The following is a 22,692-nucleotide window of genomic DNA, read 5'->3' on the forward strand; positions in this document are numbered from 1 at the left end:
CTCTGTGGGGGTGTTGGGGAGCGGGCGAGTATAGGAGTGGCGACAGCGCCCGGGTGGCTATTTCACCCTTCGTTTCAAACCGTTGCCCGCCACGGGATAATTGCGTCCCATGAGCATCACCTACAAAGACGAGGCTGGCATCGCCGGCATGCGCACGGCCTGTCGGCTGGCGTCCGAAGTGCTGGACTTCCTGACCCCGCACATCCAGCCCGGCGTGACCACACTCGAGATCGACCGCCTCTCAGCCGAGTACATGAAGCAGCAGGGCACGCGCTCGGCCACCGTGGGCTACCAGCCCCCGGGCTACCCGCCCTACCCGGGCCACCTCTGCACCTCGATCAACCACGTCGTCTGCCACGGCATCCCCAACGACAAGCCGCTGAAGAAGGGCGACATCCTCAACGTCGACGTCACCGTGATCACGCCGGAGGGCTGGTACGGTGACAACAGCCGCATGTTCCTCATCGGTGGCGAGGCCGCCTGCAGCGTGCAGGCCCGGCGGCTGACCCAGGTCACCTTCGAGGCCATGTGGAAGGGCATCGTGATGGTCAAGCCCGGCGTGCGCCTGGGCGACATCGGCCACGCGATCCAGACCTACGCCGAAGGCAACGGCTATTCCGTGGTGCGCGAGTTCTGCGGCCACGGCATCGGTCAGCGCTTCCACGAAGAGCCGCAGGTGCTGCACTACGGCCGCCCCGGCACGCTCGAAGAGCTCAAGCCTGGCATGACCTTCACCATCGAGCCCATGATCAATGCCGGCAAGCGCGACATCAAGGAGATGGGCGACGGCTGGACCATCGTCACGCGCGACCGTTCGCTGTCTGCGCAGTGGGAACACACCGTGCTGGTCACGCCCACGGGCTACGAGGTGCTCACGCTCTCGGCCGGCAGCCCGCCCCTTCCCTCGTTCGTGACCACCACCGCCTGCTGATTCCGGAGCGCTCCCATGGCTGAAGCTGCAGGCGATCTCGGCGCGCTGCGCCAGCGCTACCGCGAAGACAAAACCACCTTGTTCACCCAGCTGGGCGAACAGGGTTCATCGACCCGCGGCGTGCGCCGCACCCTGCAGCAACTGGCCCGGCTGACCGACGGCACGCTGCGCCAGCTCTGGACCAATGCAGGCTTCGGTCCCGGCTTCTCGCTCCTGGCTGTCGGCGGCTATGGCCGTGGCGAGCTGTTCCCGAACTCGGACGTCGACGTGCTGGTGCTGCTGCCCGACGGCGCGACGCCAGATGGCGATGAAGCGCTGAAGGCGCGTCTGGAGTCCTTCATCGGCGCCTGCTGGGACGTGGGGCTGGAAATCGGCTCCAGCGTGCGCACCGCCGCCGAATGCGTCGAAGAGGCCGTGCGCGACGTGACGGTGCAGACCTCGCTGCTCGAATGCCGCCTGATTGTGGGCTCGCGGGCGCAGTTCACAGGCCTGGTGCGGCGCCTGGGCGAGGTCATGGACCCCAAGGCCTTCTTTGTGGCCAAGACGCTGGAAATGCGCCAGCGCCACACCAAGTACGAGAACACGCCCTACTCGCTCGAACCCAACTGCAAGGAGTCGCCGGGCGGCCTGCGCGACCTGCAGGTCATCCTCTGGGTGGCCAAGGCCGCCGGCCTGGGGCGCAGCTGGGACGAGCTGGCACGCCGGGGCCTGGCCACGCCGCTGGAGGTGCGCCAGATCAAGGCCAACGAGGCCCTGCTGAGCCTGATCCGCGCGCGGCTGCACCTGCTGGCCCACCGGCGCGAAGACCGGCTGGTGTTCGACCTGCAGACCGCAGTGGCCGAGTCCTTCGGCTACAAGGCGCAGGCACCGGCCGCCGCCGGCCCGCACGAGCAGCCACCGGCGCCCACCGCCCGCCTGGCCCGCCGCGCCAGCGAGGAGCTGATGCGGCGCTACTACTGGGCGGCCAAGGCCGTGACCCAGCTCAACCAGATCCTGCTGCTCAACATCGAGGAGCGGCTGAACAGCGACGAGAACGGCGCCGACCAGATGCGCCCGATCAACGAGCGCTTCTACGACAAGGCCGGCATGCTGGAAGTGGCCAGCGACCACCTCTACCTCCGGCAGCCGCACGCCATCCTCGAAACCTTCCTGCTCTACCAGACCACGGTGGGCATCAAGGGCCTGTCGGCGCGCACGCTGCGCGCGCTGTACAACGCGCGCCCGATCATGAACGGCGCCTTCCGCGCCGACCCGGTCAACCACGCCACTTTCCTGCAGATCCTGCAGCAGCCCGAGGGCATCACGCACGCCATGCGGCTGATGAACCAGACCTCGGTGCTGGGCCGCTATCTCTGGGTGTTTCGCCACATCGTCGGCCAGATGCAGCACGACCTGTTCCACGTCTACACGGTCGACCAGCACATCCTGATGGTCCTGCGCAACGTGCGCCGCTTCTTCATCGCCGAGCACTCGCACGAATACCCCTTCTGCTCTCAGTTGGCCGCGGGCTGGGACAAGCCCTGGATCTTCTACGTGGCGGCGCTGTTCCACGACATCGCCAAGGGTCGCGGCGGCGACCACTCCGAGCTGGGTGCGCGCGACGTGCGCAGCTTCTGCCGCCAGCACGGCATCGCGCGCGAAGACGCCAAGCTGATCGAGTTCCTGGTGTCCGAACACCTGACCATGAGCCGCATCGCGCAAAAGGAAGACCTGAGCGACCCGGACGTGATCACCGCCTTCGCCCAGCGCGTGGGCAACGAGCGCTACCTCACCGCGCTCTACCTGCTCACGGTGGCCGACATCCGCGGCACCAGCCCCAAGGTGTGGAACGCCTGGAAGGGCAAGCTGCTGGAAGACCTGTACCGCTACACCCTGCGCGCCCTGGGCGGCCGCGCTCCCGACCCGGACGCCGTGGTCGAGGCGCGCAAGCGCGAGGCCCTGTCCATGCTGGCGCTGCACGCCCTGCCCCACCAGGCGCACAAGGCCCTGTGGGACACGCTGGACGTGGGCTATTTCATGCGCCACCAGGCCGACGAGATCGCCTGGCACACACGGGTGCTCACGCGCCAGCTGGCCATCAACGCACGCAGCGGCACCGGGGTGCCCCCCGACGCCGCCATCGTGCGCGCCCGCCTCTCGCCCGAGGGCGAGGGCCTGCAGGTGCTGGTCTACTCGCCGGACCAGAACGACCTCTTCGCCCGCATCTGCGGCTACTTCGACAACGCCGGGTTCTCGATCCTCGACGCCCGCATCCACACCACCATGACCGGACACGCGCTGGACACCTTCCAGGTGGTGGCGCCCACGCTGTCGGAGCACTACCGCGAGCTGATCGCGATGGTCGAAAACAAGCTCGCCAGCACCATCGACGAGCGCGGCCCGCTGCCGCCGCCCAGCAAGGGGCGGCTCTCGCGCCGGGTCAAGAGCTTCCCGATCACGCCACGGGTGGACCTGCGGCCGGACGAAAAAGCCCAGCGCTGGCTGCTGAGCATCTCCGCCAGCGACCGCGCCGGCCTGCTCTACTGCATCTCGCGCGTGCTGGCCCAGCACCACATCAGCGTGCAGCTGGCCAAGGTCAGCACCCTGGGCGAGCGGGTCGAGGACACGTTCCTGATCAGCGGACCCGAGCTGCAGGTCAACAAGCGCCAGATCGAAATCGAGACCGAACTGCTGGAAACGCTGGAGGGCTGAGCGCCCTCCAGCTGTCCGATCAGGCGGGGTGGCTCAGTGCGTTCGGGTCCCGCTCGTGGGCGCGCTCATCGCGCACCTGGCGGCCGAACAGGCGGGCGAAGAAGATGCTCAGGTCGTCGACGATGGTGAACACCGCCGGCACCACCAGCAGGCTCAGCAGGGTCGAGGTCACCAGACCGCCGATCACCGCCACCGCCATCGGCGAGCGGAAGCTGCTGTCCGCCGCCCCCGAACCCACCGCCACCGGCAGCATGCCGGCCACCATGGCAATGGTGGTCATGACAATCGGCCGCGCCCGCTTGTGGCAGGCATCCAGGATGGCTTCCAGCCTCGGCAGGCCGCGCTGGCGACGCGCCTCGATGGCGTACTCCACCAGCAGGATGGAGTTCTTCGACGCCACCCCCATCAGCATCACCAGGCCGATCAGCGAGGGCATGGAGAAGCTCTTGTTGGTCAGCAGCAGGGCCACGAAGGCGCCCCCGAAGGACATCAGCAGCGCGGGCAGGATGGTCAGCGGCATCAGGAAGGCCTTGAACAGCAGCACCAGCACGATGTAGATGCACAGCACGCCGGTCAGCATGGCCAGGCCGAAGCTGGCGAATAGTTCGCCCTGCACCTCGGCGTCGCCGATCTCCAGCACCTGCACGCCCGGCGGCAGGTTCTGGATGCTGGGCAGCGCGTCCACCGCGGTCTTCATGTCGCCCAGCGGGATGCCAGCGAGCTCGACCTCGAAGTTGATGTTGCGCGAGCGGTCGTAGCGGTCGATCACGGCCGGGCCGCCGCCGAAAGTCAGCGTGGCGACCTGGCTGAGCATGACCGGGCCCTTGGCGCCGGGCACGGACAGGCGGCCCAGCACCTCCAGGTTCTCGCGCGCGGCGCTGTCGAGCTTGACCACGATCGGCACCTGGCGCTGCGGCAGGTTCAGCTTGGGCAGCGCACTGTCGTAGTCGCCCACGGTGGCGATGCGCAGCGTCTCGGCGATGGCCGAGCTGGTCACGCCCAGATCGGCGGCGCGCTGCAGGTCGGGCGTGACGATGATCTCGGTGCGCACCAGCGCGGCCGACGACTGGATGCTGCCCACGCCGTTGATGGTGCGCAGGTCGCGCTCGATGGCGCGGGCCGCGGTCGACAGCGCGCTGGCGTCGTTGCCGGTGAGCGTCAGGATGTATTTCTCGCCCGAGCCGCCCAGGCCCACCTTGTAGCGCACGCCCGGCAGACCGGACATCACTTCGCGGATCTGGTTCTCGATCACCTGCTTGCGCGGGCGCTGGCCGCGCGGGTCGAGCTGGATGGTCAGCGCCGCCTTGCGCGACTCCTGCGCGCCCTGCGGCGCGAAGGGGTCGGTGCCGGCCGAGCCGGAGCCGATGGTGGTGTACACCGACTTGACGTGCTGCACCCCGTTCACGAGCACCCGCGCCCGTTCGGCGGTGGCCACGGTCTGCGCCAGCGTGGCACCCGGCGGCAGCTCCAGGTAGACCTGGGTCTGCGAGTTGTCGTCCGGCGGGATGAAGCCCTGGGGTAGCAGCGGGATCAGCGCCAGCGAGCCGAAGAAGAAGAGGATGGCGCCGACCAGCGTCAGCCAGCGGTGGCGGATGCAGGCCGCGGCCCAGCGCTGGTAGGTGTCGAGCCAGCCGGGTTCGTTCTGGTTGGTCATCCAGGCCCAGAGGCCGCCGAGGAAGCGGTTGCTGCGCGCCCAGGCCGGCTGCTCCTTGGCGGTCACCACCGGCTTGAGCAGGTAGGCCGCCATCATGGGCGTGAGCGCGCGCGCCACCACCAGCGAGGCGAACACCGCCAGCGCGGCCGTCCAGCCGAACTGCTTGAAGAACTTGCCCGGAATGCCGGCCATGAAGGCCGTGGGCAGGAACACCGCGATCAGGGTGAAGGTGGTGGCGATCACGGCCATGCCGATCTCGTCCGCCGCTTCCATGGCCGCCTGGTACGGCGTCTTGCCCATGCGCATGTGGCGCACGATGTTCTCCACCTCCACGATGGCGTCGTCCACCAGGATGCCGATGACCAGCGACATGGCCAGCAGCGTGACCACGTTGATGGTGAAGCCCATGTAGTGCATGCCGATGAAGGCCGGGATGGCCGACAGCGGCAGGGCCACGGCCGAGACCACGGTGGCGCGGAAGTCGCGCAGGAACAGCCAGACCACCAGCACCGCCAGCAGGGCGCCCTCGTACAACAGGGTCATGGAGGCGTTGAACTCCTCCTCCACCGGCGTCACGAAGTCGAACGACTCGGTGATCTGCAGGTCCGGACGGGCGGCCTGCAACTCCTTGAGCCTGGCGCGCACGCCCTGCCCGACCTCCACCTCGCTGGCACCCTTGCTGCGCGCCACCTCGAAGCCGACCACCGGCTTGCCGTCCAGGAAGGCCGCCGCGGTCGGCTCGGCGATGGTGTCCTTCACGGTCGCGATCTGGTCCAGCCGGATGCGACGGCCATCGGACAGCGAGAGCTCCAGCGCGGCCAGCTCCTCGGCCGACTTCATCGCCGAGAGCGTGCGCAGCGGCTGCTGGCTGCCGCCGATGTCGGCGCGGCCGCCCGCGCTCTCGATCTGCACACGGGCCAGCTGGCGCGATATGTCGGCCGCGGTGGCCCCCAGCGCCTGCAGCTTGAGCGGGTCCAGCAGGATCTGCACCTCGCGGTTGACGCCGCCCACGCGGTTGATCGCACCCACGCCACGCACCGACAGCAGCAGCTTAGCCACGTCGTTGTCGACGAACCAGGAGATGGCCTCGTCGTCCATCTTGTCCGAGCGCACCGTGTAGGCCAGCACCGCACCACCGGCCAGCTCCAGCTTGTTGACGATGGGCTCGCGCAGGTCGGTGGGCAGGTCGCCGCGCACCTTGGCCACGGCCGAGCGCACGTCGTCCAGCGCTTCCTGTGTGGGTTTCTCGATCCGGAACTCGGCCGTGATCGAGACCGTGCCGTCCTGCACCTTGGTGTAGATGTGCTTGAGGCCCTGCAGCGACGCCAGGCTGTTCTCGATCTTGCGCGCGACGTCGTTTTCCAGCTGGTTGGGTGCGGCACCCGGCAGGCTGGCGACGATGGTGATGTTGGGCACGTCCAGGTCGGGGAAGTTCTGCACCTTCATCGCCTGGAACGAGAACAGACCGGCGAGCGTGAGCATGACGAACAGCATCGCCGCCGGAATCGGGTTGCGGATGGACCACGCGGAAACGTTCATGGCCGGTCCTTCACTGCGCGATCTTCACGAGGTCGCCCTCGTTGAGGAAGCCGGCGCCCTGCACCGCCACCGTCTCGTCGGCCTTCAGGCCCTGCAGCACCTCCACGCGGTCACCCGCGCGGCGCCCGGTGTCCACCTTGCGCTGCCCGGCCTTGCTGTCGGCGCCGATCACGAACACGTAGTTGTGGCCGTCGCGCACCACGATGGCCTGCGCCGGCACGGTCAGCGCCTGGCTGCTGCCGATCTGGAACTGGCCGCGCGCGAAGGTGCCAGCCTTGAGTTCGGTGTGCTTGGGCAGATCGGCGAACACCAGCACGTTGCGGGTCTGCGGATCGGCCGTGGGCGCGATGGCGCGCACCGTGCCCGCCACGGTCAGGCCGCTGGCCGCCGTGACCTCCACCTTCTGGCCCACCTTGACCTGGCCGACCTCGGCCGGCGTCACCTCGGCGCGCCACTCCATGCGGCTCTGCCGCACCAGGCGGAACAGCTCCTGCCCGGCGCCGGCCACCGCACCCACCGTGGCCGTGCGGGCCGAGATCACGCCGTCGTCCGGCGCGCGCACCTGGGTGTTGCCCAGGCGCACCTGGCTGGCGGCGTAGGCGGCCTTGGCGGCTTCGAACTGCGCCCGCGTCACCTTTTCCTGCGTCAGGTACTGGGCGATCTGCGACTTGGACAATGCCCCGGTGTTCTCGATCGAGCGTGCCCGGTCGGCATCGGCCTTGGCGCTCTCGGCCGCGGCCTCGGCCTGCATCAGCGCGGCCTTGCCCTGCAGGCTCTCGGCCTCGGTGGTCTCGCGGGCGAAGGTGGCCAGCACCTGGCCCTTCTTCACCACATCGCCGATGTTCACGTTCACGGTGGCCAGGCGCAAGCCCGGCACCTCGGCGCCCACGCTGGCCTCCTGCCAGGCGGCGATGTTGCCGTTGGCCTGCAGCTGCAGTGCCAGGCTGGCGGTTTCCGGCTTGGCGGTGCTCACCGTCATTGCGGGCTTGGGCGCTGCTGCGGGGGCGGCGCCCTCGGCTGCGGGCGCCGCCGGGCCGGCAGCCGCCCCTTCGGCGGGCTTGTCGCTGCCGCCGCAGGCCACCGCGAGCACCGAGGACAACAGCAGCACGGCCGCGAGGCGGCCCGAGGAATCAACGGACAGTTGGCGCATGGTCTTCTTCATGAGGCTTGGCGCACCGGTTCCGGCGCGATCTGGGGGTCAAAACCGCCGCCCAGGGCGACGTACAGGGCGATCCAGGTGTTCAGGTGGTCCAGCTGCAGCGCCACAGCGCCGCTGTCGGCGTTGAGCTTGAGCCGGCGGGCCTCCTCCAGTTCGTTGAGGTTGGCCAGACCCACGCGGTAGCGCGCCTCGGTGGCCTCGAACGAACGGGTGTAGCCCGCGACGGCCTGCTGGCTGGCCACCAGCTGGGTGCGCAGCGTGTCCAGCGCCACCAGCGACTGCTCGACCTCGGCGATGGCGCGGCGCAGCACATTGGCGTAGCCGATGGCCGCCGACTCGTAGCGCGCGGCAGCGGCCTCGGCCGACGCGTTCAGGCCACCGCGGCCGATCAGCGGCAGGTTCAGCACCAGCGGACCGACCGACCAGGTGTTGAAGGTCGTGCTCTCGCCACCGGTGGTGAAACGGTTGCGCAGCACGTTGCTGCTCAGGCTCAGGCTGGGCCAGAGCGCGGCACGGGCCACGCCCACGCCCTCGGCAGCGGCCACCAGCTCTTGCTGCGCGCGGGCCACGTCGGGCCGCTGGCGGATCACTTCCAGCGGCACGGCCGACACCGCCAGTGCCGATCCGGCCGCAGTCGGATCGGGCAAGGCGCCGCTGGCCCCCAGGCGCTCGCGCAGAGCCGGCTCGTCGGCACCCACCAGCGCCACGATGGCCTTGAACTGCTGCTCGCACTGGCGGTGCTGTTGCGCCAGCCGCGCCTCAGCGTCGGCCTGGCCCGCCCGCGCCAGCGCCGCGGTGGCCGGCGCCAGCAGACCCGCTCGCTCGGTGTCGGCCGCGCTCTGGGCGGTGATGCTGCGTGAGGCGCGGTCGCTGTCGATCACGGCCTTCTGCGCCAGGCAGGAGCGCCAGCTCAGGTACAGCCGCGCCGTCTCGGCCGCCATCAGCACCCGGGCCTCGTGCCAGCCGGCCTGTGCGGCGTTCGCCTGGGCCGAGGCCTGGCGCACCGACGAGGCGTTCTGGCCCCACAGGTCGATCGCCCACGAGGCCTGCAGGCCCACGTTCATGCCGGTGCCCAATGGCGCGCTGGCGTCCACGCCGCGGTAGGCGCCGGCCGTCAGCCCCACCTGGGGCAGCGTGGCGCTGTCGGCGCCGGCCAGTGCCGCACGCGCCGCAAACACCTGGGCCCGGGCAGCCATGATGCTGGCGCTGCCCTGCTGGGCCTGACCGATCAGCTCAGGCAGCCGGGGGTCTCCCAGGCGCGACCACCAGTCGACCAGCGAGGTGGTCTGGCCCTGGTGGGGCACGGCGGGTGCGAACCAGGCCTTGGGCAGGCTGGACTCCACCATCTGCACACTGCGTTCGGGCGGCGGCCCCATGCCCGCACAGGCGCTCAGGCCCAGCGCACCCAACAGAATAAGAAGTGGTTTCATTTGCATTCAGACGAAATGCCGCGTTGCAGCGCAACAAAGTAATCGAGCATAGCGAAGCCGCGGCCCGCTTCAGAGGACTTTTTGTTTCAGTTTTTTTCGTTTTCCGTCACACCCGGCGCCACCACTTCGGTGAAACCGAAGCGGGTGAAGTCGCGCACGCGCATGGGATACAGCGTGCCCATCAGGTGGTCGCACTCGTGCTGCACCACGCGGGCGTGGAAACCCTCCACCTCCCGTTCCAGCCGGCTGCCGTCCGCGGCAAAGCCCTGGTAGCGGATGCGCCGCCAACGCGGCACGACGGCCCGCAGCCCGGGCACCGAGAGGCAGCCCTCCCAGCCCTCCTCCTCTTCACCGCCCAGCGGGGTGATGACAGGGTTGATCAGCACCGTGCGCGCCACGACGGGCGCATCCGGATAGCGCGGGTTGGGCGCGCCGGTGCCAAAGATCACCACCTGCAGGTCCACGCCGATCTGCGGTGCCGCCAGGCCGGCACCGTTCGCGGCAGCCATGGTCTCTTCCATGTCGGCCACCAGCTGGTGCAGCTCGGGGGTGTCGAAAGTCTGCACGGGCTGGGCGATCCGCAGCAGCCTGGGGTCGCCCATCTTGAGGATCGTGTGAATGGCCATGAGAAAGCGGCGGTATTGGGGTTTTGCCCGGGTGGCGCGCGATTGTGGCGCAGCTAGAGTGGGCAGAGATACCCACCCCTGTAATTGCTGCCACCACGTTGTCAGGAGGACCCATGAACTTCGCGCCGATTGGCACCGCTTTGGCCACCCTGGCGTTCTCAGGCGCCGTCTTCGCCCAGGGCGCCGAGATATTCAAGGGCGCCGACCTGGCGCTGGGCGAGAAGCTCATCGCCGAACACAAGTGCGCGCAGTGCCACGCCAGCAAGGTGGGCGGCGACGGCAGCGCGATCTACAAGCCGCAAGGCAAGTTCAACAACGCTGGCCTGCTGCGCGGCATGGTCGAGATGTGCAACACCCAGATGAACCTGGGCCTGTTTCCCGAAGAAGTGACGGCAGTGGCCGCGGTGCTCAACCGCGACCACTACAAGTTCAAGTAGCCAGCAAGGCCAGCATCCCGGCTTCGTCGATGACCGCCACGCCCAGCTCACGCGCCTTGTCCAGCTTGCTGCCCGCCTCTTCGCCGGCCACCACGTAGTCGGTCTTCTTGCTCACCGAGCCGGCCACCTTGGCGCCTGCGGCTTCGAGCATTTCCTTGGCCTGTTCGCGCCTGAGCGTGGGGAAGGTGCCGGTCAGCACGAAGGTCTTGCCCGCCAGCGGCTGGGCTGCGCGCTCGGCGGGTGCCCCTTCTTCCCAGTGCACGCCGCAGGCCCGCAGCTGCTCGACCACCTCGCGGTTGTGCGGCTGGTCGAAGAAGGTCCGCAGGCTCTGCGCCACCGTCGGGCCGACATCGTTGACCTCCAGCAGCTGTTCTTCGCTGGCGTCCATGATCGCGTCGAGGCTGCCGAAGTGGCGCGCCAGGTCCTTGGCGGTCGCCTCGCCCACGTGGCGGATGCCCAGGCCGAACAGGAAGCGCGGCAGCGTGGTGTGCTTGGACTTCTCCAGTGCGTCCAGCACGTTCTGCGCAGACTTTTCGGCCATGCGGTCCAGGTTGGCCAGCGCCATCAGGCCCATGCGGTAGAGGTCGGGCAGGGTCTTGACCACGCCGGCGTCCACCAGCTGCTCCACCAGCTTGTCGCCCAGGCCTTCGATGTCCACCGCACGGCGCTGGGCGTAGTGCAGGATGGCCTGCTTGCGCTGCGCACCGCAGAACAGCCCGCCGGTGCAGCGGTGGTCCACCTCGCCCTCTTCGCGCACCGCGGCACTGCCGCAGACCGGGCAGGTGTGCGGCATGGTGAAGATGGCCGCACCCTCGGGGCGCTTCTCCGGCAGCACCGCCACGACCTCGGGAATCACGTCGCCCGCGCGGCGCACGATCACCGTGTCGCCGATGCGCACGTCCTTGCGGCGCGCCTCGTCCTCGTTGTGCAGCGTGGCGTTGGTCACCGTCACGCCGCCGACGAACACGGGGGCCAGCTTGGCGACGGGGGTGAGCTTGCCGGTGCGGCCGACCTGCACGTCGATGGCCAGCACCGTGGTCAGCTGCTCCTGCGCCGGGTACTTGTGCGCCACGGCCCAGCGCGGCTCGCGGGTCTTGAAGCCCAGCTCGCGCTGCAGCGCGAGCGAATTGACCTTGTAGACCACGCCGTCGATGTCGAACGGCAGCGCGTCGCGCTTCGCGGCGATCTGCGCGTGGAACGCCACCAGCCCGGCCGCGCCCTGCGCCACGCAGCGGTCGGCGCACACCGGCAGACCGAAGGCGGCCAGCGCGTCGAGCAGGCCGCTGTGCGTGTCCGGCAGGGTCCAGCCGCGCACCTCGCCCAGGCCATAGGCGAAGAAAGACAGCGGGCGCTGCGCCGTGATCGCCGGGTCGAGCTGGCGCACCGCGCCGGCGGCGGTGTTGCGCGGGTTGATGTAGGTCTTCTCGCCCTTCTCGCGCTGGCGCTCGTTCAGCCGCTCGAAATCGTCGCGGCGCATGTAGACCTCGCCGCGGACCTCCAGCACTTCTGGAATAGCGCCGTGGGTTTCACCGCCTGGCCGCCCCAAGGCGAAACGCGCCCCCTCGGGGGGCAGCGAACCACGCGAAGCGGGGAGCGTGGGGGCCAACATCAACGGAATCTGCCCGATGGTGCGGATGTTCTGTGTCACGTCCTCGCCGGTTTCGCCGTCGCCGCGGGTGGCCGCCTGCACCAGCACGCCGTGCTCGTAGCGCAGGTTGATCGCCAGGCCGTCGAACTTGAGCTCGGCGGCGTACTCGACCGCGGACGCGTCCACGGGCAGACCCAGTTCGCGGCGCACGCGCGCATCGAAGGCCTCGGCGCCCGCGGCGGTGGTGTCGGTCTCGGTCTGGATCGACAGCATGGGCACCGCATGGCGCACCGGCACCAGTCCGTCCAGAATCTTGCCACCCACGCGCTGGGTCGGCGAGTCAGCGGTCAGCAGTTCGGGGTGCGCGGCCTCGATCGCCTGAAGCTCCTGAAACAGCCGGTCGTATTCGGCGTCGGGGATCTCAGGCGCGTCGAGCACGTAGTAGCGGTGGGCGTGGTGGTGCAGTTGCGCGCGCAAGTCCGCGGCGCGCTCCGCCGGCGTGGGCTCGGCGGCAAACAGGTCAGGTGTCATCAGGAGAACAGGCGTCGCGCCTGCGGTGAGCCGGCGGAGAGGTCGTGGCTGTCGAGCGCGTCGTAGAGGGACTCGAGGTCGGCGCCGATCTGGTCCATGGTGTCGGCGCCCAGTGGCTGGCCGGCGTCGTCGGTGACCACACCGTCCATGGCCTCGGCCAATGCCGAGGCGGCCTGGCGCAGGCGCACAAAAGGCTGCTCGCTGCGGGGCACGTGCGTGACCTCCAGCGACAGGTTGATCTCGCGCAGCGCACTCTGCTCCGGGTCCTCGGCCATGGCCGCCTGCGGATCGAACGACAGACTGAGGATGGGGGCCTGGCCCGCGGCGCTGCCGGGCAGCACCATGCGGCCGGGCAGCACGCCCGCCACAAAACCGAAGCGCGCGGCGTTCTGCGACACATAGCCCGGGCTCCAGGCCGCGCGGCGCGCGCGCAGCGTGAAACCCAGCTGCGCGTCGTGGCCGCTGGCGAAGGCGTCCAGCTCGCGGGCCCGCGCCACCTCGGCCCGCATGTCAGGGAAGTCCGGCATGGCGCCGATGGCGTCGGCAAAGGCCTGGGCCTTCATCACGAACTCGGAGAACTCGATGTCGTTCAGGGCGCCGGCGCGGTTGGCCAGCTGCACACCCACCTGCAGGGCCTTGTAGCGCTGCCCCAACCGGGGCGCCTCCCACTCGCCGCCATCTTCGACCAGTCCTTCGACCGCGAACGGCTTGCTGCCCACGCGGCGCGTGCCCGGCAGGGCGGCGATCACGGCATCGCCCGAGACCTCGCCATCGAGCTGCAGGGGGGCGATGACGTCGATCAGCGCATCCAGCCCGGGCCGCTTGTCCGGCGTGGTGACGACGTGGTTGAGCGTGACCGCCACCGAGGGCACGGGCCGCACTTCTTCGCGCACCGACACCGCTTCCACCGGCTCGTCGCGCAGCACGGGTTCGATGCGCTCGCCGTCGCCCACCGCGCGATCCGCCACGGGTTCGGACTCGCCCACAGGCACGGTGTCCGCGCCCGCATCATCGTGCGACAGGTCGGCCTCGGGCAGGCCCCGGGCGGTGCGGGGGGCGCTGCGGCGCGTGACCCAGGCGTTGTAGGCGACCACGCCCGCGAGAACAAGACCGCCGACGATGGCCAGGCTGATTTGCAGGGTGCTCATGGGTGGAAATCGGCGGTGGTGGGGGATGGCCTCAGGCGGATTCGAGCATACCGGCGGCGGATTCCATGTCCACCGCCACGATGCGCGAGACCCCCTGTTCCTGCATGGTCACGCCGATCAGCTGCTCGGCCATTTCCATGGCGATCTTGTTGTGGCTGATGAACAGGAACTGCGTACCCTGCTTGCTCATGCTGGTCACCAGGCGGGCGTAGCGTTCGGTGTTGGCATCGTCCAGTGGCGCGTCCACCTCGTCCAGGAGGCAGAACGGCGCCGGGTTGAGCTGGAAGATGGCGAACACCAGGGCGATGGCGGTCAGCGCCTTCTCGCCGCCCGAGAGCAGGTGGATGGTCTGGTTCTTCTTGCCCGGTGGCTGTGCCAGCACCTGCACGCCGGCGTCCAGGATCTCTTCGCCGGTCATCACCAGCTTGGCGTTGCCGCCGCCGAACAGCTCGGGGAACATGCGGCCGAAGTGCTCGTTGACGGTGTTGAATGTGTTGCCCAGCAGGTCGCGGGTCTCGGCGTCGATCTTCTTGATCGCGTCTTCCAGCGTGTTCATCGCCTCGGTCAGGTCCTTGGACTGGGCGTCGAGGAAGGTCTTGCGCTCGCGCGCGGCGGTCAGCTCGTCCAGCGCGGCCAGGTTGACCGCGCCCAGGGCCTGGATCTCTCGGTGGAAACGGTCGATTTCGGACTGCAGGCCGGCCAGGCGCACATTGCCTTCGGTGATGCTCTGCGCCACCGCGGCCAGGTCGGCCTGTGCCTCGGCCAGCAACTGGCTGTACTGCTCGACGCCCAGGCGCGCGGCCTGTTCCTTGAGCTGGAAATCGGTGATGCGCTGGCGCAGCGGGTCGAGCTCGCGCTCCAGCTTCAGGCGGTGTTCGTCGCTGGCGCGCAGCTTGGCGGTGAGGTCGTCGTACTGGCTGCGCAGTGCGCCCAGCGCCTGCTCACGCTCCAGCTTCATGGCCAGCGCCGACTGCAGGCCGGCCTGGGCGGCAGCGTCGTCCAGGCGGGCGAATTCATCGGCGGCGCGCGCGGCCTCGTCAGCCAAGGCCTTTTCCTGCGTCCCGGCAGTCTCCAGCGAGCGCTGCAGCTCGCCCTGGCGCGCCTGAAGACTGCGCAGCGTGAAGGTGGCCTCCTGCGCCTGGCGCTCCAGCCCGCGCTGCTGTTCGCGCGCATCGTTCAGCGCCCGTTCGGCAGCGATCACCTTGTCGTCCAGCTGGGCGTGGCGCTCCTGGCTGTCGGCCAGCTGCATGTCCAGTTCCTCGAAGCGCGCTTCGGCGGTGACGCGGCGCTCCTGCAGCTCGTCGAGCTGGCCATCGACCTCGGCGAGGTCGGCGGCGATCTGCTCGCTGCGGGCGCGGGTCTGCTCGGCCAGCTGGGTCAGGCGCAGCATCTCCACCTGCAGCTCGTGCGCGCGGGTGCGGGTCTCGGCACCCTCGCGGCGCGCGGCCACCAGGCGCTGCGAGGCGTCGGTGTAGGCCGCTTCGGCGCGCACCAGCGCGGCGCGCGCCTGTTCGGCGATCAGCACCTGGGCCTTGAGCTGTTTGTCGAGGTTCTCGATTTCCTGGGCGCGGGCCAGCAGGCCGGCCTGTTCGCTGTCGGGCGCGTAGAAGCTGACGCTGTGCGCCGTGACCACATGGCCGGCCGGCACATAGAGGGCTTCGCCGGCCTGCAGCTGGCTGCGCAGCGCCATGGCCTCGTCCAGGCTCGCGGCGGTCCAGCAGCCCTGCAGCCAGTCGGCCAGCAAGGCCTTCTGCCCGGCGTCGTTCAGGCGCAGCCAGTCGGCCATAGGCTTGAGTCCGGGGCGGGCCGGTGCGGGCGCCTCGGCCGCGGGCGGGCTGTAGAAGGCCAGCTTGGCCGGGGGTGCGTCGTTGCCGAAGGCGCGCACCATCTCCAGGCGCGAGACCTCCAGCGCGCTCAGCCGCTCGCGCAGGGCGGATTCGAGGGCGTTTTCCCAGCCGGGCTCTATATGAATACGGCTCCACAGGCCTTGCAGGCCGTCCAGCCCGTGCTTGGCCAGCCAGGGCTTGAGCTTGCCGTCGGTGCGCACCTTCTCCTGCAGCGCCTTGAGCGCTTCCTGCCGGGCCGACAGGTCCGACTGCTTCGCCGACTCCTGGTTGACGGCCAGCTGCGCAGCGCGGCGCTGTTCGTCCAGCGCGGGCACGCTTTCCTGCAGCTCGTGCAGCACCGCCTCGGCGAGTTCGGCCGCCTGCTCGGCCTGCTGGAACGAGGCCTGCGACTGCGCCAGTCGGGCCTCATCGGGCGCGGCCAGGGCGTTGCGGTCGGCCACCAGCCGCTCGCGCCGCTGGTTGAGCTGGCGGCTCTGTTCCTCGATGTTGCGCTGCTCGGCGGCCAGCACCTGGATCTGCTGCTGCACCTGGGTGACGCTGCCGCGCTGCTCGTTGGCGGCGTTCTGCGCGGCGCGCAGCGCGTCTTCCAGTGACGGCAGGCTGCCGGACTGCTCCTCGCCTTGCGCTGCAAGCTCGACCGAGCGCTCCTCGGCCGCGACGATGTTCTCCGCCAGCTGCTCCAGCTCGACGGCGGCGTCCTGGCTGCGGGTCGACCAGGAAGCAATCTGCTCCTTGAGCTGTGTCAGGCGCTGCTCGGCGCGCTGGCGGCCCTCGACCACGAAACGGATCTCGGCTTCGAGCTTGCCCACCTCGGCGCTGGCCTCGTAGAGCTTGCCCTGGGCCTGGTTGACCTGGTCGCCCGCGGCGTAATGCGCCTGGCGGATGGTTTCCAGCTCGCTTTCCACACGGCGCAGGTCGGCGGTGCGCGACTCCAGATCGTTCACCGCCTGGGCTGCGTCGTTCTTGACCTTGACCTGGTCGGCTTCGGCTTCGGCGCGCTTGAGGAACCACAGCTGGTGCTGCTTGAGCGTGGCGCCGGACTGCAGCTCGTGGTAGCGCGCCGCCACCTCGGCCTGCTTTTCCAGCTTGTCGAGGTTGGCGTTGAGCTCGCGCAGGATGTCCTCGACCCGGGTCAGGTTCTCGCGCGTGTCGGCCAGTCGGTTGGCGGTTTCGCGCCGGCGCTCCTTGTATTTGGAGACGCCCGCGGCTTCTTCGAGGAACAGGCGCAGTTCCTCGGGCTTGGATTCGATGATGCGGCTGATCGTGCCCTGGCCGATGATGGCGTAGGCGCGCGGCCCCAGGCCGGTGCCCAGGAACACATCCTGCACGTCGCGGCGGCGCACCGGCTGGTTGTTGATGTAGTAGCTGCTGGTGCCGTCGCGCGTGAGCACGCGCTTGACCGCGATTTCGGTGAACTGGCCCCACTGGCCGCCGGCGCGGTGGTCGCTGTTGTCGAACACCAGCTCCACGCTGGAGCGACTGGCCGGCTTGCGGTTGTTGGTGCCGTTGAAGATCACGTCCTGCATGGACTCGCCACGCAATTCCGACGCTTTGCTCTCGCCCAGCACCCAGCGCACCGCGTCCATGATGTTGGACTTGCCGCAGCCGTTCGGGCCCACCACGCCCACCAGCTGCCCCGGCAGCATGAAATTGGTCGGCTCGGCGAACGATTTGAAGCCGGACAGCTTGATGGAATTCAGACGCAAAGGGGCCCCAGTCGGTGATCGGATACAGGCCCGAAATGTTACCCCAGCCGCCCTGGCGCCCAAGGGCGCGGCGCCCCGCCCCGTCTCAACCGCGCTTGGTGATTTCCACCACGCCGGCTTCGGCGTCCACCCGCACCCAGTCTCCGGTCTCGATGCAATCGAGCGGATCTCGATCGAACCCGGTCATGGCCGGTGCATGGGTCACCACGGCGCCCAGTGCCATCTTGGTGGTCATTTCATTGAACAGGAACGCCGCCGGCGCGGTCTTGAGCAACCGGGTCATGTGGAACATGGCCGACCAGCCCGAGGAGCCTTTGGCTCCCGGGAACACCAGCACCTTGCCGGCAAAACTCTGTCCCCGCAGTTCGTGGCGGGTTTCGATCACGCTGCCGGTGCGCGGGTCGATGCCGCCCCAGCCTGAAATGTGGTCGCGCGTGACCAGCGCCTCGCCTTCGCTGATGCCACCCACCACTTTGCGTCCGTGGATGACGATCACCTTTGGTTCGCTGGGCGGGGCCAGGGACGGTGTTTCGGTGCTCATTGCAGTCCTCCTTGCCAGCGGCCGGTGCATGCCGCGTCGATGCATTGCGCCGTGGTGCCGAACCAGGCCTGCACGCCGAGGATGGCGGGCAGGTAGTGCGCCTGCTTGGCCGAGTCCAGTGCCACCGTCCGGGTGCCCTTGGGCACAGCGCGGCTCATGGCAGAACAGCTGTCGGACATGAGGATGCCGCCGGCGTCTTCGATGATCTTGGTGTAGCCGTTGCGGTCGGCCAGCGCCTTGATGGCGCGGGGCGTGAAGATCCACAGCTCGCAGTCCGGATGCACGCGCCGTCCTTCCAGCAGTTGCGCGGCTTCCCAGATCTGCTCGATCGTGTAGTGCGGACAGCCCAGCATGACGTACTGGATCTCGGCCGACTGCGCGGTCATGTTGAGCTTCTCGTAAGCGAGGCGGCGCTCGGCCTCACCGTAGCGCAGCACTTCGCGCGGCGCCCGCCCCCCAAGCGCCTGTTCCAGCGTCAGGGCATCAGGGGTGATGCCGGCGATGTGGAAAAGCTCCACCCCGCCCGAGGACGCGGCGGCGGCGCCAAAGTGCTTGAGGCGCGGCAGGTTGGGCACCTGCTCCAGCCCCCCTCGCCGATGCAGCACCGGCACACGATCCTGCACATGTTCGCCGATGAAGTAGCCCAGCAGTCCCCAGTCCTGCACCGACTCGACCTCGATGTCGAGTTCCACGAGGTGTGTGGCGTATCGGTTTTCGGGAAGGTGATAGCCCCAGTAGGGAATGCGCCCGGTCAGCATCGCCGCACCACAGCTCTCGCGTCCCTCGGTGTTGGTGCGCGCCCCCAGCACCGAGTTGCAGTAGACCACCGCGGACGACTCCATCCATGCGCAGTGCTCGCCGCGGGTGGGAATGTTGCCCACCTGATACGGGGTGCAGGTGTTCATGATCTGGGCGCCCAGACCGGCAGCGTGGCGCTCGCTCTGCTCATAGAACCGCACGGTTTCCTCGTTCACGCCCATGCGCTCGGGCTGACCGGGATCGAAGCCCAGCTGCAGATGGCTGGTGAAGACCTTGAACTTCGGAATCTGCACCACTTCCTGGCTGTCGAGGCTGAACTCGGAAAACACCGCGTCCATGCCGCCCTTGGCCAGCGCGAACTCGCGCTGGAACGGGGTGGTCGAGGTGATGGTGGCGCAGACGTTGCGGGTCTGCACCAGGCACTCGGCATCCAGCGCTTCACCGTAGCGCACCAGCAGGTCCATCGCCTTCTGAACGGCCGGCCCGTCGCGGCCGTCGTACATGGCTTTCTCTTCGTCGCTCAGTTGCATGGGGTCTCCGTATCGTGGGTGGTCGCAGGCCGCTTCAGGACGGCCGCAGTTCGGGCACGCGCCCGCCAATGGCCTGTGCGATGTCTTTGGCAATGGCCCGCAGGCGCGGCGCCAGTTCTTCGCGCAGGCGCTGTTCGGTGAACATGAACGCGGCGCCACCGCAGTTGAGCGCCATGACCTCGCCGGACGGTCCGTACAGCGCCACCGACACCGAATTGATCTCGCGGTGGAATTCGCCGAGCGACAGGCAATAGCCCAGCCGCCGGGCCTCGTCGATCGAACGGTGCATGGCCGGGGCCACGCTGTCCCATTCGGGGCCGCGCAACAGCCGCAGCGAGTCGATCAGCTGCTGGCGCTGTGCATCGTCGATGGCCGAGAGGAAGGCCCGCCCCAGCGCCGACACCGGCAGTGGTGCGCGCGAGCCCACGTCCAGCCGCGCGGTGAGCATCGACGAGCGCGGACGGCATGCCTCGATGATCACCATCTCCATGCCGTCGCGCACGGCCAGATAGGTGGACACGCCCACCTCCTCCGCCAGTGCCTGGAGATGGGGCCTGGCCACGCCCCGGACGTCCAGGCTGCCGAGAAAGACCCGCGCCAGCGACACCACCCCCGGCCCCAGCATGAAACGGTCGGCCATGGGCGCGTTCTTGAGCATGCCAGCCCCCAGCAAGGTGCCGACGATGCGGTTGAGCGTGGGCCTGGGAATGCCCGTCATGCGCACCAGCTCGGCGTACCCCTGCACTGGCCGCTCCTCAGAGAAACAGCGCAACACAGAAATGCCACGCTCCAGCGCGGACACGGTATCGGGACGCTCGGCTCGCGGCGCGTCGTGGATGCCTGGACGATCGTTCGCCATGGTGGTCTCCTCCTGGAAACCCGCCAATATAAGAGGTGCCTTCATGAGGATGCGCTCACGCCGACGCGACCAACGGCTCGGGCTGCGCGGCCGCGCCGGGTCGCAGATACACCCCCTGGCGCAACAACTCGGCCTGCAAGGCACCGATGTCCACCGCGCGCGGTGCGACGCCGTGGCGCACCGCCAGCGCGGCCCCCACTCCGGCGGCCTGGCCGGTCAGCCAACATTGCGGAATCTCGCGCATGAATCCGTGCGAATTGCGGTCACAGGAAATGTGGCGGCCACAGGCCAGCAGCCCGTCGAGCTTCTCGGGCACCAGCGCACCGTAGGGCACGGAGATGTTGGGGAATTTGGGCGAGACCGCCGGCGAAACCGCCACCTCGTCGGGCAGCGCACGCCCCTCGGGCCAGCGGTGGCGCCAGACGCCGTCCGTGCCGACCAGCCGGCGCGCGTGGCGCACGCCGATCTGCGGCGCGCTTTGCAGCAGATAGGCGTCTTCGAAGCCCGGCGCGTGTGCCTTGAAATAGTCCAGATGGGCGGCCATCGCCCGGTGCGAACGCACTTCAACCGCCGTCAGATCGTCCACATCGAGCGCCGAGTACCCCGACTGCCGCGGCCCCATGAACAGCGCGATGTCGTTGCGCCAGGACACAAACGGGCGTTCGAACAGTTTGAGCTGCTCACGACCTCGGGCCATGAAGGCCGCGTGATCGTCGGGTCGCCCAGTCTTGAAGTCGATCCAGCGGTTCATGTCAACGCCCCCGAACAGCCAGGAGGTGTTCATGCAGTGGTGCACGTCGGCCTGTTCGATGTCGTTGACGAACGCCGCACCGGCGCGCGCGAACAGATCACCGTCGCCGGTGGCGTCGACCACCACGTCGGCCATGATGGCCATGCGCCCTTCCTTGCTCTCGAAGACCACGCCTTTGACGACCCCCTTTTCATCCACGATGGGCAGCGCGGCCCATGAGTGGTAGATCAGCTTGACGCCACGCTCGATCACGATTTCCTGCGACAGAAGTTTCAGACGCTCGGGGTCGATGGTGGGCGACCAGGTCACGACGCCGTGGAAGCCCGCCGTGCGGTGCGACCAGTAGCCCGCCTTGTCGGGCTCCTGGGACCCCCAGTCCTCCCGGGTCGGCCCGGCGATGGCATCCGCCGGCAACCGCTCGAACACCTCCTGGGCGAAACCTCGCACAACCAGTTGCCCTTCCCAGTCGGTCATGCGGTCGATCCAGATCACCAGCCCGCCGGTTGACAGCCCGCCCAGGTGGTTGTAGCGCTCCAGAAGTGCCACGTCGGCACCGGCGGCGGCGGCGGAGGCGGCGGCGGCGGTACCCGAAGGCCCCCCACCCACGACCAGCACACCACAACGGTGGTAAATCGGGATGCGCCGCCCGGGCTCGTCCCAGGTGCCGTGATCCGGCCGCGCCACCCGCTGGTCGCGATCGAACACATCCGAGGTGAGGAAGCGTTCGTCGGTCCGCGTGAGGGTCTGCACTTTCATATCTTCTCCTTGGTTGCTCTAATTATGGACTGTGTTTTCATTTTTACAATCCAAATAGGCGTTTATAAGGGTTAACACCGACAAAACACGCTTACTGAAAGTGTTTTATGGATATACAGTCCATTTTCATCGCAACCACAACAGGAGACAACATGCCCGAACTTGGCCCCACCACCCCTTCTCGTACGGCCTCGCGCACACGCCGTCAGGTCGTGACGCTGCTGGCAGCCGCCGCACTGGCCGGCAGCACGCTGCCCGCATTCGCCCAGGATTTCCCGACAAAAGACCGTCCGATCCGCCTGGTGGTGGGCTTCACCGCAGGTGGCGGCACCGATGCCCAGGCGCGCACCGTGGCCCAGAAGCTCGGCGAGGTGCTGGGCACCAATGTGGTCGTGGACAACCGGCCCGGCGCCAGCACCATGCTCGCCGCCAGCGAGGTCGCCCGCGCCGCACCGGATGGCTACACGCTCATGTACTCGCCATCCTCCACCTTTGCGCAGAACCCCCACATGTTTGCCAAGGTGCCCTACCACCCGTTCAAGGACTTCACCCCGCTGTCGGTGGGCGGGCGGGGCCCGCTGGTGCTGTCGATGAGCACCTCCGTGCCGGCGAACAACGTGCGCGAACTGGTCGCCTACATCAAGGCGAATCCCGGCAAGACCAGCTATGCATCGTTCGGCCTCGGCACGTCGTCCCACATCTACGGTGAGGCGTTCACCCGTCAGACCCAGATCGACTCGGTGCACATCCCCTACAAGGGTGGCTCCGACGCGGCCAAGGACCTGATCGGAGGTCGGGTCCAGTACATGTTCGATTCCGCACCCTCCGCGATCATTGCTGCACAGAGCGGCAAGGTGAAGATCATGGCCATTGCGGCGTCCCAGCGCGTCAGCGCCCTGCCCGACGTGCCCACGTTTGCCGAACAGGGGTACACCGGCATGGACCTGCCCAGCTGGCTTGGCTTCTTCGGCCCGGCCAACATGCCGCCGGCCGTCGTGAAGAAGCTCAACGACGCGCTGGTGAAAGTGCTGGCCATGCCCGAAGTCGCCAAGTTCTACCGGGATGGCGGCTACGAGGCGGGCGGCAACACACCGCAGGAATTCGCCGCGCTCGTGCAGAAAACCCACGACGAATGGGGCGCCATGATCAGCAAGCTGGGACTGCCCAAACAGTAAGACCTGCAGCCGGCGGGCCGCAGGCCATGGCCGA

At 68.6% G+C, this 22,692-nt stretch carries 15 protein-coding genes; 4 read left to right on the top strand and 11 right to left on the bottom strand.

From position 1 onward, the window contains the following. The first annotated feature begins 109 nt into the window (after window positions 1-109). Window positions 110-931: a type I methionyl aminopeptidase gene (map, locus tag HPS01S_RS19875; RefSeq protein ID WP_066160326.1), complete on the top strand. Its 822-nt coding sequence runs from the start codon at window positions 110-112 to the stop codon at window positions 929-931. A 15-nt stretch (window positions 932-946) separates the two neighbouring features. Next, window positions 947-3,622 carry a [protein-PII] uridylyltransferase gene (locus HPS01S_RS19880; RefSeq protein WP_066160330.1) on the top strand — a complete coding sequence of 892 codons (2,676 nt, stop codon included), beginning with the start codon at window positions 947-949 and terminating at the stop codon, window positions 3,620-3,622. A 19-nt stretch (window positions 3,623-3,641) separates the two neighbouring features. Here the strand turns inward: HPS01S_RS19880 and HPS01S_RS19885 are convergent, their stop codons facing one another. The 4 genes from HPS01S_RS19885 to def form a co-directional block, all read right to left on the bottom strand. Next, complete coding sequence (locus HPS01S_RS19885) at window positions 3,642-6,815, bottom strand: efflux RND transporter permease subunit (RefSeq protein ID WP_066160333.1); 3,174 nt, start codon at window positions 6,813-6,815, stop codon at window positions 3,642-3,644. Window positions 6,816-6,825: 10 nt separating this feature from the next. Beyond that, window positions 6,826-7,965 (bottom strand): efflux RND transporter periplasmic adaptor subunit, encoded by a 1,140-nt coding sequence (locus tag HPS01S_RS19890; RefSeq protein ID WP_066160393.1) that lies wholly within the window; start codon window positions 7,963-7,965, stop codon window positions 6,826-6,828. 8 nt (window positions 7,966-7,973) lie between these two features. After that, the gene (locus HPS01S_RS19895) at window positions 7,974-9,404 is read right to left on the bottom strand and encodes an efflux transporter outer membrane subunit (RefSeq protein WP_169803959.1); all 1,431 of its coding nucleotides are present in this window, start codon (window positions 9,402-9,404) and stop codon (window positions 7,974-7,976) included. An 86-nt stretch (window positions 9,405-9,490) separates the two neighbouring features. Beyond that, window positions 9,491-10,030, bottom strand: a complete 540-nt coding sequence (def, locus tag HPS01S_RS19900) for a peptide deformylase (protein WP_066160338.1) — start codon at window positions 10,028-10,030, stop codon at window positions 9,491-9,493. A gap of 113 nt (window positions 10,031-10,143) precedes the next feature. On the opposite strand from def, the gene HPS01S_RS19905 reads away from it, so the two are divergent. Beyond that, window positions 10,144-10,467: a hypothetical protein gene (locus HPS01S_RS19905; protein WP_066160341.1), complete on the top strand. Its 324-nt coding sequence runs from the start codon at window positions 10,144-10,146 to the stop codon at window positions 10,465-10,467. Here HPS01S_RS19905 and ligA read toward each other — a convergent pair. From ligA to HPS01S_RS19940, 7 genes are all read right to left on the bottom strand, one after another. Further along, the gene (gene ligA, locus HPS01S_RS19910) at window positions 10,460-12,586 is read right to left on the bottom strand and encodes an NAD-dependent DNA ligase LigA (RefSeq protein WP_066160344.1); all 2,127 of its coding nucleotides are present in this window, start codon (window positions 12,584-12,586) and stop codon (window positions 10,460-10,462) included. The genes HPS01S_RS19905 and ligA overlap by 8 nt on opposite strands. Further along, complete coding sequence (locus HPS01S_RS19915; protein ID WP_066160346.1) at window positions 12,586-13,734, bottom strand: cell division protein ZipA C-terminal FtsZ-binding domain-containing protein; 1,149 nt, start codon at window positions 13,732-13,734, stop codon at window positions 12,586-12,588. Before HPS01S_RS19915 ends, ligA begins: the two co-directional genes overlap by 1 nt. 31 nt (window positions 13,735-13,765) lie before the next feature. Beyond that, complete coding sequence (gene smc / locus HPS01S_RS19920) at window positions 13,766-17,287, bottom strand: chromosome segregation protein SMC (RefSeq protein WP_066160348.1); 3,522 nt, start codon at window positions 17,285-17,287, stop codon at window positions 13,766-13,768. An 85-nt stretch (window positions 17,288-17,372) separates the two neighbouring features. Then, on the bottom strand, window positions 17,373-17,828 hold the full coding sequence (locus HPS01S_RS19925) for an aconitase X swivel domain-containing protein (RefSeq protein ID WP_066160351.1): 456 nt from the start codon (window positions 17,826-17,828) through the stop codon (window positions 17,373-17,375). After that, complete coding sequence (locus HPS01S_RS19930; protein ID WP_066160354.1) at window positions 17,825-19,117, bottom strand: aconitase X; 1,293 nt, start codon at window positions 19,115-19,117, stop codon at window positions 17,825-17,827. Before HPS01S_RS19930 ends, HPS01S_RS19925 begins: the two co-directional genes overlap by 4 nt. A gap of 34 nt (window positions 19,118-19,151) precedes the next feature. Next, window positions 19,152-19,976 (bottom strand): IclR family transcriptional regulator, encoded by an 825-nt coding sequence (locus tag HPS01S_RS19935; protein WP_066160356.1) that lies wholly within the window; start codon window positions 19,974-19,976, stop codon window positions 19,152-19,154. A 55-nt stretch (window positions 19,977-20,031) separates the two neighbouring features. Further along, window positions 20,032-21,477, bottom strand: coding sequence for an FAD-dependent oxidoreductase (locus tag HPS01S_RS19940; RefSeq protein WP_066160396.1), 1,446 nt, complete (start codon window positions 21,475-21,477; stop codon window positions 20,032-20,034). A gap of 158 nt (window positions 21,478-21,635) precedes the next feature. Here HPS01S_RS19940 and HPS01S_RS19945 point away from each other — a divergent pair, with 158 nt between their 5' ends. Next, complete coding sequence (locus tag HPS01S_RS19945; RefSeq protein WP_079365822.1) at window positions 21,636-22,658, top strand: Bug family tripartite tricarboxylate transporter substrate binding protein; 1,023 nt, start codon at window positions 21,636-21,638, stop codon at window positions 22,656-22,658. Window positions 22,659-22,692: the final 34 nt, after the last annotated feature.

It is taken from the genome of Hydrogenophaga pseudoflava NBRC 102511, assembly GCF_001592285.1.
Taxonomy (GTDB): domain Bacteria; phylum Pseudomonadota; class Gammaproteobacteria; order Burkholderiales; family Burkholderiaceae_C; genus Hydrogenophaga; species Hydrogenophaga pseudoflava.

Coding starts and splice junctions, on each gene's coding strand:
- map (WP_066160326.1), top strand. CDS start 110: ATGAGCATCACCTACAAAGACGAGGCTGGCATCGCCGGCATGCGCACG.
- HPS01S_RS19880 (WP_066160330.1), top strand. CDS start 947: ATGGCTGAAGCTGCAGGCGATCTCGGCGCGCTGCGCCAGCGCTACCGC.
- HPS01S_RS19885 (WP_066160333.1), bottom strand. CDS start 6,815: ATGAACGTTTCCGCGTGGTCCATCCGCAACCCGATTCCGGCGGCGATG.
- HPS01S_RS19890 (WP_066160393.1), bottom strand. CDS start 7,965: ATGCGCCAACTGTCCGTTGATTCCTCGGGCCGCCTCGCGGCCGTGCTG.
- HPS01S_RS19895 (WP_169803959.1), bottom strand. CDS start 9,404: ATGAAACCACTTCTTATTCTGTTGGGTGCGCTGGGCCTGAGCGCCTGT.
- def (WP_066160338.1), bottom strand. CDS start 10,030: ATGGCCATTCACACGATCCTCAAGATGGGCGACCCCAGGCTGCTGCGG.
- HPS01S_RS19905 (WP_066160341.1), top strand. CDS start 10,144: ATGAACTTCGCGCCGATTGGCACCGCTTTGGCCACCCTGGCGTTCTCA.
- ligA (WP_066160344.1), bottom strand. CDS start 12,586: ATGACACCTGACCTGTTTGCCGCCGAGCCCACGCCGGCGGAGCGCGCC.
- HPS01S_RS19915 (WP_066160346.1), bottom strand. CDS start 13,734: ATGAGCACCCTGCAAATCAGCCTGGCCATCGTCGGCGGTCTTGTTCTC.
- HPS01S_RS19925 (WP_066160351.1), bottom strand. CDS start 17,828: ATGAGCACCGAAACACCGTCCCTGGCCCCGCCCAGCGAACCAAAGGTG.
- HPS01S_RS19930 (WP_066160354.1), bottom strand. CDS start 19,117: ATGCAACTGAGCGACGAAGAGAAAGCCATGTACGACGGCCGCGACGGG.
- HPS01S_RS19935 (WP_066160356.1), bottom strand. CDS start 19,976: ATGGCGAACGATCGTCCAGGCATCCACGACGCGCCGCGAGCCGAGCGT.
- HPS01S_RS19945 (WP_079365822.1), top strand. CDS start 21,636: ATGCCCGAACTTGGCCCCACCACCCCTTCTCGTACGGCCTCGCGCACA.